Below are 15,951 nucleotides of genomic sequence, written 5' to 3'. Positions count from 1 at the left end.
CTCAGCGGGTCCAGATCAGCGTCGCGAAACGCCCGCTCGCCGCACCGTCGCGGCGATAGGAGTACAGCCTGTCGTCGCGAAAGGTGTCGAAGCCGCCGCCCGATATCCGGTCCACGCCAGCGGCGGCCAGTTTCAACCGTGCCAGCGCGTAGAGATCGCACAGCCAGTGACCCGGCCGGGTCGCCTCGAAGGCCGTCGCCGCGGCCGCATCGACATCGACGAACGCCGCCCTGACCTCCTCACCCACCTCGTAGGAGGCCATGCCGATGGCCGGCCCCAGCCACGCCTGGATGCCCGAGGCCGCCATGTGCTCCACGGTCCGCTCGAGCACCCCCGCCGCCAGGCCACGCCAGCCCGCATGGGCGGCGCCGATCGTCTCGCCATCGGCCGAGGCGAACAGCACGGGCAGGCAGTCGGCCGTGAGAATGGCCAATACCCGGCCCGGGCCACGCGCCACCGCGGCGTCCGCCTCCGGCTCGTCGCCATCGGCGGTGGCCGCCCCCGCCACCTGCGTGCCGTGCACCTGGCGCAGCCATAGTGGCGCCTCGGGCAGGCCCAGCGCGGGGACGAGCGCGGCGCGATTGGCCCGCACCGCGTCCACGGCGTCGCCGGAGCGCAGGCCCAGATTGAACCGGGCGTAGGCCCCGCTGGACACGCCCGGGCCCTGCCGGGTCGCCACCGCCGCACCGATCGTGTCGGGCACCGTCCACTCGGGGCGAATCCAGCTGCGCGGCATGGTCAGTCCTCGATGGGGTGCAACTGGGTATCGACCCGCAGCGACGCGATCAGGGCTTCCTGGTCGGCGGGACGCGGGGAGTCGAACTCCAGCGACTCGCCGGTGATCGGGTGCTCGAAGGCCAGCTTCTCCGCGTGGAGCGCCTGGCGCCGGAAGCCGCGCAGCGCATCGATCAGTTCCTGGCTGGCCCCGCGCGGCAGGCGCAGGCCATTGCCGTAGAGCTGATCGCCGACCAGCGGATGGCCGATATGCGCCATGTGCACGCGAATCTGGTGGGTGCGCCCCGTTTCCAGGTTGCACTGCAGGACGCTGTGCGAGCGGAAGCGCTCGCGCACGCGGTAATGGGTAATCGCCTCCTTGCCGCCGTCCTCCACGTCACGAACGCCCTGCTTCAGGCGATCGTGCTGGTGCCTGCCGATCGGCTGGTCCACCATGCCGCCGGCCACCATGGTGCCCAGCACCACGGCCTCGTACTGGCGACGCACGTCGTGCCGGGACAGCATCGCCACCAGGCCCGTATGCGCGGGCAGCGACTTGGCGACCACCATCAGGCCGGCCGTGTCCTTGTCCAGGCGATGGACGATACCGCCGCGGGGCAGCTCCGCCAGGGCCGGGGCGTGGTGCAGCAGCGCGTTGAGCAAGGTGCCCGCCGGATTGCCCGCCCCCGGGTGGACCACCAGCCCCATGGGCTTGTCCAGCACCAGCAGGTCGTCGTCCTCGTAGCGGATATCCAGGGCGATATCTTCGGGCTGGGCGTGGACCTCCGTCTCCAGCTCGGCCTCCAGCAGCACCCTTTCACCGCCGCGGACGAGGTGCCGGGGAGCCGCCGGGGCCCCGTCCAGCAACAGTTTGCCCTCCTTGATCCAGCCGGTGAGGCGGGATCGGGAGTAATCGGGGAACATCTCGGCCACGGTCTGGTCGAAACGCCGTCCAGCGGCCGTTACCGCTATCGTGGCCTCATGCCGGACCGTCGTCATACCGACCCGCCCGGCCGAAGGCCGGTTTCGGCTATCATGCCCATTCGCTTAAGCATCCGAACTCTCTCAATGCGTGCAACCAAGATCACCATTCTGCTCGTCCTCGCCCTGTCGATGAGCGCCTGCTCGATGTTCCGCAGCAAGAAGGAGACGATCGACACGATGCCGGTCGACCGGCTTTATGCCAATGCCCACAATTCGCTGGAGCACTCCGACTATTCCGCGGCCGAGAAGGCTTACCAGCGACTGATCGCTCGTTTCCCCTCGGGTGACATCAACGAACAGTCGCAGATCGAACTGGCTTACGCGCAGTACAAAGACAACAAGCCGGACGACGCTTACTCGACGATCAACCGCTTCATCAAGACGTTCCCGACCCACAAGCATGCAGATTATGCCTATTACTTGCGCGGTCTGATCAATTTCGATCGCACCGGCGGCGTCATCGAGCGTTACCTGCAGCGCGACAACTCGGGTTCGACCCGTCGCGACCAGGGTTTCAACCTCACCGCCTTCGACGATTTCAGCCAGCTGACGCGCCGTTATCCCAACAGCGCCTACGCTACCGACGCCCGCCAGCGGATGATCTTCCTCCGCAACCAGCTGGCCCGGTTCGAGATCAACGTGGCCGAGTACTACCTGCGCACCAAGGCCTACATCGCCTCGGCCGATCGTTCGCAGTACGTGGTGGAGCACTACCAGCAGTCGCCCGAGACGGCCGACGCCCTGGCCATCCTGACCCGCAGCTACCTGGCCCTGGATCGCCAGCCGCTGGCGGAACAGAGCCGCAAGGTACTGGCCCTGAACTACCCGGACCACCCGTACCTCACGGACCCGACCTGGCCGCACCACCCCTCGGTATGGCGCAAGGCGATCCCGTTCTCGGGTCACCACTGAGTCCTGTCCCCCGGGGTCGACCCGGGGCGCCATGAAAAACGCCGGCCCAGGGCCGGCGTTTTTCGTTTCAGGACACGCCGCCGGTCAACGCCAGCCGGAGGTGATCGGGTAGCGGCGTTCGCGGCCGAAGGCCTTGGTGGTGACACGGGGACCGGGGGCGGCCTGGCGGCGCTTGAACTCGTTGACGAACACCATGCGGATCACCCGGCGCACCGTGGCATCGTCGTGGCCGGCGGCGATGATGTCCTCGGCCGAGGCCTCGCCTTCGATGAACCGCTCGAGGATCGCGTCCAGCTCGTCGTACGGCGGCAGGGAATCCTGGTCGGTCTGCTCGTGGCGCAACTCGGCCGAGGGCGGTCGCTCGATCACGGCGGCGGGGATGGCGCCATCGATGGCGGCGCGCCAGCGCGACAGGGCATAGACCACGGTCTTGTAGACGTCCTTCAGCGGCGCGTACGCACCGCACATGTCGCCGTATAGAGTGGCATAGCCCACGGCCATCTCGCTCTTGTTGCCCGTGGACAGCAACAGCCTGCCGGTCTTGTTGGACATCGCCATCAGCAGCACGCCGCGCGTGCGCGATTGCAGGTTTTCTTCCGTGATGTCCGTGGCCCGGCCGGCGAACACGGGCGCCAGCGTCTCGGTCAGCGCGCCGTAGATACCCTCGATGGGCAGCACGTGGTATTCGACACCCATGTGCTCGGCCTGGGCCTTGGCCTCGCGCAGCGACAGGTCGGAGGTGTACTCCGTGGGCATCATGATGGCCGTGACCTTGTCCTTGCCCAGGGCATCCACCGCCATGGCCAGGGTCAGCGCGGAATCGATGCCGCCGGACAAACCCAGCAACACGCCGGAGAAATGGTTCTTGCCGATGTAGTCGCGGATGCCGCGGACGATGCCCGCATACATCAGCGCCTCCGGCGACCGCGTGTCCGGCGCCGGCCAGTCGACCGCGGTGAGGCGCCGCGTGTCGGTGTCGTAGTCCACGGCCAGCAACAGTTCTTCGAACGACGGCGCGCGCGCGGCGATCTCGCCATCGGCCTGGACCAGCAACGAATGCCCGTCGAACAGCAGGTCGTCCTGCCCGCCGACCAGGTTGACGTAGGCGATCGGCAGGCCGGTCTCGCGGGCGCGATCGCGTAGCAGGGCCTCGCGCGTGGCGGCCTGGCGCTTGTCCCACGGCGAGGCATTGATCACCAGGATCAGCTCCGCGCCCGCTTCGGCCACCCGGCGCGCCGGCTCGGCCTCCCAGATGTCCTCGCAGATCAGCATGCCTACCTGCACGCCCTCCATCGCGAACACCCGCGTGTCGCCGCCATGGCGGAAATAGCGTTTCTCGTCGAACACCGTGTAGTTGGGCAGCGCCTGCTTGTGATACGTCCACTCGCGCTCGCCTTCTCGGATCAACGAGGCGGCGTTGTAGACCTCGCCCTGCGCATCCGGGTAGCCGACCACGGCGGAGATGCCGCGGATCGTCGGCGCCAGCGCATGCAGTTCGCGCTGGCAGGCTTCGAGGAAGCTGGGCCGCTGCAGCAGGTCTTCCGGCGGGTAGCCGGAAAGGGTGAGCTCGGGGAAGGCGATCAGCGAGGCGCCGAGGCGGTCGCGTGCTTCATCGGCCAGCGCCTTGACCCGCCGCGCGTTGTCGGCAGTGGCGCCGACCGGAAAATCGAACTGGGCCAGGGCGAAGCGAAAGGTGGACATGGCAGATCCGTACGGCCGCGGGGACTGCCTATGATAAGGCACCGGATAAGGCATCGCCGTACCCGCGCGGCGTCACCTCACCGGCACGTCGTAGATGACCGCCCCTTCCGCGGCACCAGGTAACGTGAAGTGCCACCATTCCTGCGGATAGTTGACGAAGCCCTGCGCCGCCATGGCCCGGACCAGGCGCTGCCGGTTCTCGCGCTGCTTCGTCGTCACGCGCGGATCGTCCGTATGCGCCATCGGGTCGAAATAATCGAAGTCCGTACCCATGTCGAGCGGCGTGCACCGCGGGCCGGTGCATTGCATCAGCGTGAGGTCGACCGTCGCGCCACGGCTGTGGCCGGATACCGGCGCGATGTATTCGCCCAGCAACTGCGCCTTGTCGAGGTTCGGGTAATGCAACGCCTTGGCTGTCGGCTCGTCGGGCCGGCCCGCCCAGCGCACGAAGGCCGCCACGGCGCGTGCCGGGCGATAACAGTCCCACAGGCGCAGGCGATAACCCTGAGGGCGCAGCGTGGTCTCTACCCGGGCCAGCGCCTCCGCCGCCGCGGTACGCAGGAGGCAGACCGGCGCGAGGTAGCCCGGCACCGGCGCGCCCGTGAAGTTGTCGCTACCGGCGTACTTCATATCCTGGGCGATGTCGGGCACCTGCCGGCGCACATCGACGAGGCCCGCCTCGGCGGGCGTGCGCGCATGCGACAACGGCGGCGTTCCCGCCATCGCCGGAAGCATGCCCAGGACCAGGGCCGGCAGCGCGAAGGGCATCGTTCGTCTCGTCATGCCGCCATACTGCCATGCTGCCGCGTCCCGCGATTGCTGACATCATGGGGGTTCGCCGAGGGAGCAGTGCATGATTTCAACGGTGTGGCCCTACCTGGCCGTCATGTTCCTCGTCGCGGGCGTGTGGCCGGCGATCGAGCGACGCCATGGCGGGAAGATCTTCGACATCCTGCCGCCTATCGTGCTCACCTATCTCAGCGTCACGGCGCTATCGATGGCTGGGTTGTGGTCCGCTTCGGTCGAGATACGCGCCGCCCAGTCGGCCATCGTGGCGCAGTTGGTCCCGGCCCTGATCTTCCTGCTGATGATCGGCTGCGACGTACGGGCCATCGTCCGCCTGGGGCCTCGCGTGCTCGGCGTCTTCGCCTGCACCTCGGCCAGCCTGTTCGTCGCCTTCGTCCTCACCTTCCTGCTCTACCGTCACTGGTTGCCCGGCGATGGCTGGAAACCGCTGGCCGCCCTGTCCGGGAGCTGGGTCGGCGGCACCGCCAACCTTATAGCGGTCAAGCAGGCCATCGGCATGTCCGACACCTCGCTGGCCACCGCGCTGCTGACCGACGCCCTGTGCTACTCGATGTGGGTGGTCGTGCTGTTCTCGGTCGCGCGCCTGGCCCCCGCCTTCAATCGCTGGACCCGGGCCACCTCGAGCGCCGACATGGCCGACCTGGCGATGGCGGACAGCGTGCCGCGGCCACCCGCGACGACCGAAGGCGTGCTGCTGTGGCTGGGCATCGCCTTGCTGGCAGCGACGCTGGCCTCCGCCGCCGGCGCACGGCTTCCCGTCGGCGGCATGGTCTCGGCCACGACCTGGACGATCCTGGTCGCCACGCTTGCGGGGCTGGTGCTGGCACAGACACCGCTGGCGCGCCTGCCCGGTGCCCCGGCGGTATCCAGTGCGATGCTGGTCTGCGTCGTCGCCGTGCTCGCCTCGCAGGGCAGCTTTGCCGGTATCGCGGCCGCGCCGGTGTACCTGCTGTGCGGGGTCACGGTGATCGCCCTGCATGCCGTCCTGCTGGTCATGGCCGCGCGGCTGTTCCGCTTCGACCTGTACCTGTGTGGCATCGCCTCGCTGGCCCACATCGGCGGGGTCGCCGCCACACCAGTACTGGCGGCCACCTATGCCCGCTCGCTGGTGCCCGTCGGCATCCTGCTGGCCCTGCTGGGCTATATCCTTGGCACCGGCTTCGGCCTCGTCGTCGCCGCCGTGCTGTCCCGACTCGCCGCCTGACCGGAATTCCACGCATGCCCCTGTTCCGCCATGCCCTGCTCGCCGTCGCCATCGTCATGGCATGCGGTGGTGCGTGCCCTGCCGCCGATCGTACCGCCGCGGCGAACGAGCCGCCGGCCAGCGGCGCCACGGCCATCCCCGGTGTGCTCGACGCGCAGCTTTCGGCGGACTACTGGGTGTCGCGCCTGCCGGACGCCGACGGTGTCGTGCTCGATCGCGCGGCCATCGACGCGCTGAACCGGACGCTGCTGCGCGTCGACCCGTCGATGCACGACCTTCGACACCTGCCGGCCACGCTCACGCACGCGCAGGTGGCGGCGCTACTGGCGAAGGTGTCGAAGCGTCCCACGTCACCGTTGTTCGGCACGGACGGCCGGCCCCTGCCCCGCCCGGTCCTGGAAGCCGTCCTGGCCAACGACGCGTCGGATGCGGTGCCCGACCGGATAACGCCGCGTTACGGCATGGCCGTGCGCCGCACGCCGTTGCGCAGTCATGCGACGGCGCTGCGCGTGTTCAGCCGGCCGGGCGACACCGATATCGACCGCTTCCAGGAAAGCACGCTGTTTCCCGGCGATCCGGTCGCGGTGGTGCATGCGAGTGCGGACGGTGCCTGGGTGTTCGCGATCAGCACGCGCTACGCCGCGTGGACGCCCGCCGACGCCATCGCCTACGGCAGCGCGACGCAGGTGTTCACGCATGCGGATGCCACGCCCTATCGCGTCATTACCGGCGCCATGCCGCGCACGGTCTTCACGCCGGAGGCGCCTGCCTTGTCGGCCCTGCCACTCGACATGGGCACGCGCGTGCCGCTGGACACCTCGCTGCCTGCGGATCAGCCCGTCAACGGCCAGCATCCCTACACATCGTGGGTACTGAGCCTGCCAGTACGCGACGCGCAAGGCCAGCTGTCGTTCCGGCCCGCCCTGCTCCAGCGCAACCAGCCGTCGGCCGCCGATTACCTCCGCTTGACCCGGGCGAACATCATCCGCCAGGCCTTCCGCTTCCTCGGCGAGCGCTACGGCTGGGGACATGACTTCGACGGGCGCGATTGCAGCGGCTTCGTTTCCGACGTCTACCGCAGCATGGGCGTGCAGATGCCCCGCAATACGGGCGACCAGGCATCCAGCCCGGGCCTCGCGCACACGCTGTATACCGGCAAGGACGACCACGAGACGCGCCTGGCCGCCGCCTTGGCGCTCGATGTCGGCGACCTGGTCTACATCCCGGGCCACGTGATGATGGTGATCGGCAAGGTCGATGGAAAACCGTACGTCATCCACGACGTGGGCGGCATCGGCCTGCACCAGGCCGATGGCAGCCTGCGCCGCATCAAGCTCAACGAAGTGGCCGTGACGCCGCTGCTGCCGCTGATGTTCGACGAGCGCACGAGCTTCCTCGATCGCATGACCGGCATCGTACGCATCCGTTGAGGTGGCCATGAAGATCGTCGCATGCCACGTCGCCCTGCTCCGCGTACCGTTGCGCACGCCGTTCCGGACGGCCTTGCGCGAGGTGGACCGCGTCGAGGACGTCGTGGTCACGCTGCAGGCCGACGATGGCCGGATCGGCTACGGCGAGGCACCCCCAACGGCCGCCATCACCGGCGAGACCCTCGGCTCGATCACGACAGCGATCACGCAACACATCGCTCCGCGACTCATCGGCGAGGACATCGCCGACCTCAATCGCGTCGCGGGGCTGATCCAGGCGTCGATCGTCGGCAACCACAGTGCAAAAGCCGCGGTGGACATCGCGCTTCACGACCTGTGGGCCCAGCACCACGGCGCGCCGCTCTACCGCTTGCTCGGTGGCGGATGCACGCAGCTGACCACCAACCTCACCATCAGCGTCAACGCGATCGACACCATGGTCGACGACGCCCTGGATGCGCTGGCGCGCGGCTACAGCGCGCTGAAGATCAAGATCGGCAAGGACACCGATGACGATGTCGCGCGGGTCAGGGCCATTCACGCCGCGGTAGGCGACCGCGCGCTTCTGCGCCTGGATGCCAACCAGGGCTGGACGGCCAAACAGGCCGTACGGGCGATACGGCGACTCGAAGACGCCGGTGTACCGATGGACCTGGTCGAACAACCGGTCAAGGCGAGCGACCTCGATGGCCTCGGCTACGTCACCCGTCATGTGGAGACGCCGATCATGGCCGATGAAAGCGCCTTCGGTCCGCACGAAGCACTCGAAGTGATCCGCCGGGGTGCCGCGGACATCATCAATATCAAGCTTATGAAGGCCGGCGGTGTCGCCAATGCCCTGCGCATCGCCGACCTTGCCGGGATGCACGGCGTGCCGTGCATGATGGGCTGCATGCTGGAAAGCAGCGTCAGTGTGGCTGCCGCGGCGCACGTGGCTGCCGCGCGATCGCAGATCATCACCCGCGTGGACCTGGACGGCCCGTCGCTGTGCGCGTTCGACCCCGTAGACGGCGGCGCGCATTTCGATGAATCGCGGATCACCCTCTCGGATATGCCGGGCCTGGGTGTCCGCGCCGTCCGCGGACTCGAACCCCTCTGAACCCTTGCCCTCATCAAGGTGAACGTATGCACCGTTTCCTTTCCGTCCTCTTCGGTGGCTTCCTCGTCTCGCTGGCCGCAGGCGCCAGCGCCTTCGAAGCCCCGGTGGCCTGGTCCGTTTCGCGGCAGATGATCGTCGTGACCACGGATGACTGGAACACCGACCATGGCACGCTGCGCAGTTACGAGCGCGATGCGGGCGGTTGGCATGCGCTCGGCACGCCGGTGCCGGTCACTATCGGCAAGCACGGCAGCGCCTGGGGTATCGGCTTGCATCCGGCACCGACCGAGGGCCCGCTCAAGGTCGAGGGCGACGGTCGCAGCCCGGCCGGTATCTTTCGCATCGGCGAAGCGTTCGGTTACGCGGAAAGCAACACCACGGCCCTGCCGTACCGCGGCCTGACCGCCTCGGACTATTGCGTGGACGTCGGCAGTTCGCCTTATTACAACCAGCTGGTCGACGAGAGGAAGGTGGGCGAAGAGGCAGTCGCCGGCGCGACCGAGCCCATGCGCCGCGACCTGCACTTCCATGGCGACCACGCGTATCGGATCGGCTTTGTCATCGAGCACAACGCCGCGGGTCGCAAAGGCGCGGGCAGCTGCATCTTCGCGCACCTGTGGAAATCGCCGACATCGCCCACCGCAGGCTGCACGGCGATGACCGACGACGCGATGGAACGTTTGCTCGGCTGGCTCGATCCGAAGAAGAAGCCGGTGTTCGTTTTGTTGCCGCGTACAGAGTACGGACGACTTCGTGATGCGTGGAATCTACCTGCGCTGTAGCTGGTCACAGAGTGACCAACCGAACGCAAGTGAACGCTACCCAAGGCAAAAAGTGACTTATCCACACGGTTATGCAGGCGGTATCCACATCCGCTGTGGATAAAGCTTTACGAAGTCGACGCTAACTGGTCACTAACTAATCAGTGCAACTCAAGTCGCTGTTACCAAAGGCGGATTCGGAGTTATGCACATGGTTATGCAGTCGATGTCCACACAGGTTGTGGATGAAGTCGGACGCAGGGTATGGAACGTCCGGGTGTAGGAAACGCGGGGTCCGATGCTGTGCATCGCTTCATTCGGTGGCGGAAGGTCGAGGGTTCGCGCACGTGCGTGCGCTCCTACGGGCGACGATTTCTCAAAAAAAACCGCGACCCGGAGGCCGCGGTTTTTCCGACACTCGCCGAGGCGAGCGACGTGTCTTACTTCATCAGACCCGCGAGGGTCTTGCCGAGGTCGGCCGGGGACTTGACCGTGGTCACGCCTGCCTTCTCGAGCGCGGCGAACTTGGCTTCCGCCGTGCCCTTGCCGCCGGAGATGATCGCACCGGCATGGCCCATGCGCTTGCCCGGAGGCGCCGAGGCACCGGCGATGAACGACACCACCGGCTTCTTGACGTACTGGCTGATGAACTCGGCCGCATCTTCTTCCGCGCTGCCACCGATTTCGCCGACCATGATGATGCCTTCGGTCTGCGGATCGTCCTGGAACAGCTTCAGGCAGTCGATGAAGTTGAGACCGTTGATCGGGTCGCCGCCGATGCCGATGCAGGTGGACTGGCCCAGGCCTTCGTTCGTGGTCTGGAACACCGCTTCGTACGTGAGGGTGCCCGAACGCGAGACGATACCGACCTTGCCCGGCTTGTGGATGTGGCCCGGCATGATGCCGATCTTGCACTCACCCGGGGTGATGACACCGGGGCAGTTCGGACCGACCAGCACGACGTCCGGGTGCGACTTCAGCACGTTCTTGACGCGCATCATGTCGAGCACCGGAATGCCTTCGGTGATCGTGACGATGATCTTGATGCCACCGGCGATGGCTTCGAGGATCGAGTCGGCCGCGAACGGCGGCGGCACGAAGATGACCGACGCGTCGGCGCCAGTCTGGTCGACCGCGTCACGCACCGTGTTGAAGACCGGCAGGTTGATGTGCTCGGAACCACCCTTGCCCGGCGTGACACCGCCGACGACCTTGGTTCCGTAGGCAATCGCCTGTTCGGCGTGGAAGGTACCCTGCTGCCCGGTGAAACCCTGGACGAGGACCTTGGTGTTCTTGTTGATCAGGACGCTCATTTGAATATGCTCCTCAGGCCGCTGCGGCCACGGCCTTCTGGGCCGCATCGTTAAGATCGTCGGCCGGCGTGATCGCCAGGCCCGAGTTGGCCAGGAGCTTGCGACCTTCATCGACGTTCGTACCCTGAAGGCGCACGATCACCGGAATCTGCAGACCCACTTCCTTCACCGCGGCAATGATGCCCTCGGCGATCAGGTCGCAACGCACGATGCCGCCGAAGATGTTGACCAGGATGGCCTTGACCTTGTCGGACGAGAGGATGAGCTTGAACGCCTCGGAGACGCGCTCCTTGGTGGCGCCGCCGCCGACGTCGAGGAAGTTGGCCGGCTCGCCGCCCGCCAGCTTGATCACGTCCATCGTGGCCATCGCCAGGCCGGCGCCGTTGACCATGCAGCCGATCGTGCCGTCCATCGTGACGTAGTTGAGGTTGTGCTGGACGGCGGCCGCTTCGGCGGCGTCTTCCTGCGTGAGGTCGCGCATGGCGGCCAGGTCGGCGTGACGGAACTCGGCGTTGTCGTCCGAGTTGACCTTGCCGTCGAGCGCGGCGAGGTTGCCGTCCTCGAGCACGGCGAGCGGGTTGAGCTCCACCAGGGCCAGATCTTTCTCATTGAACAGCTTGTAGAGGCCGAGCATGATCTTGACCAGCTGGCCGACCTGCTTCGGGTTCAGGTCCATCTTGAACCCGAGGTCGCGGCACTGGTACGGCTGCAGGCCTTCGACGAAATCCACCTGGAAGGTGTGGATGTCTTCCGGGGTCTCGGCGGCCACCTGCTCGATGTCGACGCCGCCATGCTTGGAGGCGATGAACGAGATCGACTTGGTGTCACGATCGGTGAGGATCGAGAGGTAGAGTTCCTTCGCGATGTCGGTCGCGTCGGTCACCAGCACCAGGTTCACCGGCAGCGCACGGCCGGCGGACTGGTAGGTTTCCATGTTGGTACCGAGCATGCCCTTAGCGGCATCGCGGACGGCATCGAGGCTGCGGCAGAACTTGACGCCACCGGCCTTGCCGCGGCCACCGGCATGGATCTGGGCCTTGACCATCCACTGCGAGCCACCAAGGTGCTTGGCGGCGTCGACAGCGGCATCGGGAGAGTTGGCAACCTTGCCCGGCGGCACGGCGATGCCGTACTTGGCGAACAGTTCTTTAGCCTGGTACTCGTGGAAATTCATTCGATACCTCGAGCGAACGGGAGAAGCGTGTGAATGCATGCGGGCCAGGAGCGGCCTGCACGGGAGTGGGGGATGCTTCGATCGATCACGCCAGAATGACGCAATACGGCCGCGTATTTTCCCGGAAGGCGCCCCGGATGGAAAGGGGCGCCGCGACATTCGCCCCGGGAAGGCCGGTCCGGGCTGCAGGAACCGTGTGTTGCCGCGCCCCCCGCCCCGCCTATACTGGCCCTCATCGAGGCCCCGGGGGGCCACAGGCGGAGAACCATCCACGTGTCCACGCCCGCGCCGACCAGCGCCTCCAGCTCGCGCGCCGTACAAAACACGGCCCGCCACGAACTGTTCTTTTTCAACTACTTCCGGCTGGGTCAGGCCGCGGTCTATACCGCGCTGGCGTTCCGCCCCGAGCACATGAACTGGCCGGCCCTGCCGGAGCCCCTGGCCGCCCGGCTGCTCGCCCTGGCCTATCTGCTGGCCGCCCTGGTCATGGTCTCGCGCACCCGGATTTCCCTGCACCGCCCGGTCCTGATCGTCTCCATCGGCCTGACGCTGGACATCGCCGCCGCCCTGTTCGCCCTGATCCTCATGCACGACGTGCGCATGGGCGTGGCCATGATGCTGGCGGTCAACATGGCCACCGGTGCCCTGCTGCTGCCCTTCCGGCTGTCGATGTTCTTCGCGGCGCTGGCCACCCTGGCCATGCTGGGCCACTGCCTGTTCGACCTGAACGACCCCACCGCCGGCGACCGCGAACTGGTGGAATACGGACTGTTCGGCGCGGCCTACTTCGCCTGCGCTTCGCTGTGCTACATGCTGGGTCGCAATATCCGCGCGTCGGAGGCCCTGGCCGAGCAGCGCGGCATCGACCTGGCCAATCTGTCCCAGGTGAACGAACTGATCATCCGGCGCATGAAGACCGGCGTGCTGCTGGTCGACGAAGGCAACCGCATCCACCAGCTCAACGAGTCGGCCTGGATGCTGATGGGCAACCCGTCGGCCGAACAGCGCGACCTGGGCAGCCTGGCGCCGGAACTGTCGCGGCGGCTCTACCACTGGCGCACGTCCGGCAAGCTGGACGAGAGCGCGACCATGCTGGCCGACGGCACTCCCGAGGTGATCCCCCGGTTCTCCCGGCTGGCACCCAACGACGACTCCCATGTCCTGATCTTCCTCGACGACACCTCGCTGGTGTCACGGCGTGCCGAGGAACTGACCCTCAGCTCGCTGGGGAGGCTGTCCGCGTCGATCGCCCACGAGATCCGCAACCCGCTGGCGGCGATCCACTATTCGGCCCAGTTGCTGGCCGAATCCACCGACATGAACGATACCGACCTGCGCATGGTCGAGATCATCAACAACCATTGCTCGCGACTCAACGAGATCATCGAGAACATCCTGCAGCTGTCCCGCCGCGAACGGTCGCGCCCGGAGACGCTGGACCTGAGCCAGTGGGTGCACCACTTCGTCACCGAATACCGCCTGGGCAACGATCTGGGCGCGGATATCCTTCGCGCCGTCTCGGGCAGCGAGCCCGTGGCCGCCGTGGCGGACCCCCAGCACCTGCAGCAGGTGATCTGGAACCTGGTCCAGAACGCCCTGCGCTACGGGCGCATGCCGGGTGAGCCCGCCCGCGTCATGCTGGTGGCCCGTCACTCGGAGGCCGGCATTCCCATCCTCGAGGTGATCGATCGCGGGCCGGGCATTCCGCCCAAGGTGGCCGCGCAGATCTTCGAGCCCTTCTTTACCACGCACGAATACGGCACGGGCCTGGGCCTTTACCTTGCCCGGCAGATGACCGAGGCCAACCAGGCGGCCCTGGAATATGTACGCGTGGCCGGCGGCGGCAGTTGCTTCCGGATCAGCCTCACACCGCCGGCCCGCACGGCGGCGACCGTGCCCCTGGCGGCCAGGGCGTGAACGGCGCCCTTTGCGCGGGACGCCAGGACGGTTACATTGGCTGTCATCACCGAACCTTTCGGAACTCATGAGCAAGCAGTCCGTACTGGTCATCGACGACGAACGCGATATCCGTGAGTTGCTGACCATCACCCTTGGGCGCATGGAGCTCGACGTCGACGCCGTGGGGAGCGTCACCGAAGCACGGAACGCCCTGGCGTCCCGTCGCTACGACCTGTGCTTCACCGACATGCGCCTGCCCGACGGCAGCGGCCAGGAGATCATCGAGCTGATCGCCGCCAACCATCCGGACATGCCGGTGGCGATGATCACCGCCTACGGCAACGTCGATGCGGCGGTGACCGCCCTCAAGGCGGGCGCGTTCGACTTCGTGTCCAAGCCGGTGGATATCCACCTCCTGCGCCGCCTCGTCCGCACGGCCCTGCGCCTGTCCGAGGAACGCCGGACCGAGAGCGGCGCCAAGGGCGCACCCGGTGCCGACCGCCTGATCGGCGATTCGCCGGTCATGACCGAAGTGCGCGGCAAGATCGTCAAACTGGCGCGCAACCAGGCGCCGGTGTACATCGGCGGCGAATCGGGCGTGGGCAAGGAACTGGTCGCCCGGCTGATCCATGAGCTGGGCCCGCGTGCGGCCGGCTCCTTCGTGCCCGTGAACTGCGGCGCCATTCCGTCGGAACTGATGGAAAGCGAGTTCTTCGGCCACCGCAAGGGCAGCTTCACCGGAGCCCATGCCGACAAGGAGGGCCTGTTCCAGGCAGCGCAGGGCGGCACGCTGTTCCTCGACGAGGTGGCCGAACTGCCCCTGCACATGCAGGTGAAGCTGCTGCGGGCGATCCAGGAAAAAGCCGTGCGCCCCATCGGCGGCCGTGACGAGATCCCCGTGGACGTGCGCATCCTTTCGGCCACGCACAAGAACCTGGCCCTGCTGGTCGAACAAGGGTTGTTCCGCCAGGATCTGTTCTACCGCATCAACGTGATCGAGCTGCGCGTGCCGCCGCTGCGCGAGCGCCGCGGCGACGTACCCAAGCTGGCCGAGTTCGTCCTGCGCCAGCTTGCCGTGGAATCCGGCGGCGGCGCGCCCGGCCGGCTGCAACCCGAAGCGCTGGCCGCGCTGGAGGCCTACCAGTTCCCCGGCAACGTGCGCGAACTGGAGAACATCCTCGAGCGCGCCATGGCCATGTGCGAAGGCGATGCCATCGAGGCGGAGGACCTGATGCTGCCGCAGCGTACGGCGGCACCCTCGCCTTCCGGTGCGGATGTCGCCTCGGGCAGCGTGGCTCCCCCGCCGGCCAGCGGACTCTCGGCCGGCGGCGCCGATGGCTCGCTGGAAGATTTCATTTCCAACATCGAGCGCGACACCATCATCAAGGCGCTGGAAGAATCGCGGTACAACAAGACCGCCACCGCCAAGAAGCTGGGCATCACGTTCCGCGCCTTGCGCTACAAGCTGAAGAAGCTCGGGATCGACTGATGCGCCACCAGGCGTAGCCACGGCGTGCCGCCACGGTCAGGCTGCCGTAGACGATCACCGCCAGCATGGCGTTGAGGATCAGGCAGCCGAACAGCGCCCAGCCGCGCTGGAAATCCTCATCGGGTGACGGCAGCCGCAGCCAGGGGGTGATGAACAGCGGCACCTGCATGACCCCGCGCACGAGGTCGAACGTCAGGCCCTCCACGCATCGCGGATACAGGCAGGAGGTTTGCCAGAGCAGGAGCGACAGCGATGCCATGAGGTGCGCCAGGCTGGCGACGATGAAGCCGACGAGGCGCGTGGCGATCGTCATGCGACGCACGATGGCGTCGGCTTCCTTTTGCATATCCCAGAACATCGCACTCCCCGAAGCCGTGGCAGCCTGCGTGGACGCAGGCACGTATCGGGGAAGACGTTATTCGGATACCCCTTCCATCGATATGGAAGGATTCTGAAAAATGGAC

Annotated in this window: 14 protein-coding genes; 7 read left to right on the top strand and 7 right to left on the bottom strand. The window is 67.0% G+C overall.

The genetic code is table 11. The features are described from left to right. Position 1: 1 nt before the first annotated feature. Positions 2 to 736: a peptidoglycan editing factor PgeF gene (gene pgeF, locus AB8808_RS03655; protein WP_369926836.1), complete on the bottom strand. Its 735-nt coding sequence runs from the start codon at positions 734 to 736 to the stop codon at positions 2 to 4. Between the two features lie 2 nt (positions 737 to 738). Next, positions 739 to 1,713 carry a 23S rRNA pseudouridine(1911/1915/1917) synthase RluD gene (gene rluD / locus AB8808_RS03650; protein WP_369926834.1) on the bottom strand — a complete coding sequence of 325 codons (975 nt, stop codon included), beginning with the start codon at positions 1,711 to 1,713 and terminating at the stop codon, positions 739 to 741. 69 nt (positions 1,714 to 1,782) lie between these two features. Here rluD and AB8808_RS03645 point away from each other — a divergent pair, with 69 nt between their 5' ends. Beyond that, entirely contained in the window at positions 1,783 to 2,610 is an 828-nt protein-coding gene (locus AB8808_RS03645) for an outer membrane protein assembly factor BamD (RefSeq protein WP_369926832.1), read from the top strand. 84 nt (positions 2,611 to 2,694) lie between these two features. On the opposite strand, the gene AB8808_RS03640 is transcribed toward AB8808_RS03645, so the two are convergent. Together AB8808_RS03640 and AB8808_RS03635 are read right to left on the bottom strand one after the other, a co-directional pair. Then, on the bottom strand, positions 2,695 to 4,311 hold the full coding sequence (locus AB8808_RS03640; RefSeq protein ID WP_369926831.1) for an NAD+ synthase: 1,617 nt from the start codon (positions 4,309 to 4,311) through the stop codon (positions 2,695 to 2,697). 72 nt (positions 4,312 to 4,383) lie between these two features. Next, a complete protein-coding gene (locus AB8808_RS03635) occupies positions 4,384 to 5,079 on the bottom strand; it encodes a M15 family metallopeptidase (RefSeq protein WP_369926829.1) in 696 nt (231 codons plus the stop codon). 85 nt (positions 5,080 to 5,164) lie between these two features. Here AB8808_RS03635 and AB8808_RS03630 point away from each other — a divergent pair, with 85 nt between their 5' ends. From AB8808_RS03630 to AB8808_RS03615, 4 genes are read left to right on the top strand one after another with little or no spacing between them, the layout of a single operon-like run. Continuing rightward, positions 5,165 to 6,322, top strand: coding sequence for a DUF819 family protein (locus AB8808_RS03630; RefSeq protein WP_369926827.1), 1,158 nt, complete (start codon positions 5,165 to 5,167; stop codon positions 6,320 to 6,322). A gap of 14 nt (positions 6,323 to 6,336) precedes the next feature. Then, entirely contained in the window at positions 6,337 to 7,752 is a 1,416-nt protein-coding gene (locus AB8808_RS03625; protein WP_369926825.1) for an SH3 domain-containing protein, read from the top strand. Between the two features lie 7 nt (positions 7,753 to 7,759). Further along, positions 7,760 to 8,851, top strand: a complete 1,092-nt coding sequence (locus AB8808_RS03620) for a dipeptide epimerase (protein ID WP_369926823.1) — start codon at positions 7,760 to 7,762, stop codon at positions 8,849 to 8,851. Between the two features lie 26 nt (positions 8,852 to 8,877). Then, positions 8,878 to 9,633, top strand: coding sequence for a L,D-transpeptidase family protein (locus AB8808_RS03615; RefSeq protein ID WP_369926821.1), 756 nt, complete (start codon positions 8,878 to 8,880; stop codon positions 9,631 to 9,633). A 419-nt stretch (positions 9,634 to 10,052) separates the two neighbouring features. On the opposite strand, the gene sucD is transcribed toward AB8808_RS03615, so the two are convergent. Then, on the bottom strand, positions 10,053 to 10,925 hold the full coding sequence (gene sucD / locus AB8808_RS03610) for a succinate--CoA ligase subunit alpha (protein ID WP_036137555.1): 873 nt from the start codon (positions 10,923 to 10,925) through the stop codon (positions 10,053 to 10,055). 13 nt (positions 10,926 to 10,938) lie between these two features. Further along, positions 10,939 to 12,099 carry an ADP-forming succinate--CoA ligase subunit beta gene (gene sucC / locus AB8808_RS03605; RefSeq protein WP_369926819.1) on the bottom strand — a complete coding sequence of 387 codons (1,161 nt, stop codon included), beginning with the start codon at positions 12,097 to 12,099 and terminating at the stop codon, positions 10,939 to 10,941. Between the two features lie 273 nt (positions 12,100 to 12,372). On the opposite strand from sucC, the gene AB8808_RS03600 reads away from it, so the two are divergent. Together AB8808_RS03600 and AB8808_RS03595 are read left to right on the top strand one after the other, a co-directional pair. After that, the gene (locus tag AB8808_RS03600; RefSeq protein ID WP_369926817.1) at positions 12,373 to 14,016 is read left to right on the top strand and encodes a sensor histidine kinase; all 1,644 of its coding nucleotides are present in this window, start codon (positions 12,373 to 12,375) and stop codon (positions 14,014 to 14,016) included. A 67-nt stretch (positions 14,017 to 14,083) separates the two neighbouring features. Continuing rightward, positions 14,084 to 15,487, top strand: coding sequence for a sigma-54-dependent transcriptional regulator (locus AB8808_RS03595; protein ID WP_369926815.1), 1,404 nt, complete (start codon positions 14,084 to 14,086; stop codon positions 15,485 to 15,487). On the opposite strand, the gene AB8808_RS03590 is transcribed toward AB8808_RS03595, so the two are convergent. Continuing rightward, positions 15,438 to 15,833: a hypothetical protein gene (locus AB8808_RS03590; RefSeq protein ID WP_369926813.1), complete on the bottom strand. Its 396-nt coding sequence runs from the start codon at positions 15,831 to 15,833 to the stop codon at positions 15,438 to 15,440. The genes AB8808_RS03595 and AB8808_RS03590 overlap by 50 nt on opposite strands. Positions 15,834 to 15,951: the final 118 nt, after the last annotated feature.

Source organism: Xanthomonas sp. NCPPB 2632, assembly GCF_041228075.2.
Taxonomy (GTDB): Bacteria; Pseudomonadota; Gammaproteobacteria; order Xanthomonadales; family Rhodanobacteraceae; genus Luteibacter.
The sequence above is the reverse complement of the archived record's forward strand: the minus strand, read 5'-3'. Positions and strand labels throughout refer to the sequence as shown.

What these genes read in the sequence shown, in the direction of transcription:
- pgeF (WP_369926836.1), bottom strand. Translation starts at nt 736, where the DNA reads ATGCCGCGCAGCTGGATTCGCCCCGAGTGGACGGTGCCCGACACGATC.
- rluD (WP_369926834.1), bottom strand. Translation starts at nt 1,713, where the DNA reads ATGACGACGGTCCGGCATGAGGCCACGATAGCGGTAACGGCCGCTGGA.
- AB8808_RS03645 (WP_369926832.1), top strand. Translation starts at nt 1,783, where the DNA reads ATGCGTGCAACCAAGATCACCATTCTGCTCGTCCTCGCCCTGTCGATG.
- AB8808_RS03640 (WP_369926831.1), bottom strand. Translation starts at nt 4,311, where the DNA reads ATGTCCACCTTTCGCTTCGCCCTGGCCCAGTTCGATTTTCCGGTCGGC.
- AB8808_RS03635 (WP_369926829.1), bottom strand. Translation starts at nt 5,079, where the DNA reads ATGCCCTTCGCGCTGCCGGCCCTGGTCCTGGGCATGCTTCCGGCGATG.
- AB8808_RS03630 (WP_369926827.1), top strand. Translation starts at nt 5,165, where the DNA reads ATGATTTCAACGGTGTGGCCCTACCTGGCCGTCATGTTCCTCGTCGCG.
- AB8808_RS03625 (WP_369926825.1), top strand. Translation starts at nt 6,337, where the DNA reads ATGCCCCTGTTCCGCCATGCCCTGCTCGCCGTCGCCATCGTCATGGCA.
- AB8808_RS03620 (WP_369926823.1), top strand. Translation starts at nt 7,760, where the DNA reads ATGAAGATCGTCGCATGCCACGTCGCCCTGCTCCGCGTACCGTTGCGC.
- AB8808_RS03615 (WP_369926821.1), top strand. Translation starts at nt 8,878, where the DNA reads ATGCACCGTTTCCTTTCCGTCCTCTTCGGTGGCTTCCTCGTCTCGCTG.
- sucD (WP_036137555.1), bottom strand. Translation starts at nt 10,925, where the DNA reads ATGAGCGTCCTGATCAACAAGAACACCAAGGTCCTCGTCCAGGGTTTC.
- sucC (WP_369926819.1), bottom strand. Translation starts at nt 12,099, where the DNA reads ATGAATTTCCACGAGTACCAGGCTAAAGAACTGTTCGCCAAGTACGGC.
- AB8808_RS03595 (WP_369926815.1), top strand. Translation starts at nt 14,084, where the DNA reads ATGAGCAAGCAGTCCGTACTGGTCATCGACGACGAACGCGATATCCGT.
- AB8808_RS03590 (WP_369926813.1), bottom strand. Translation starts at nt 15,833, where the DNA reads ATGCAAAAGGAAGCCGACGCCATCGTGCGTCGCATGACGATCGCCACG.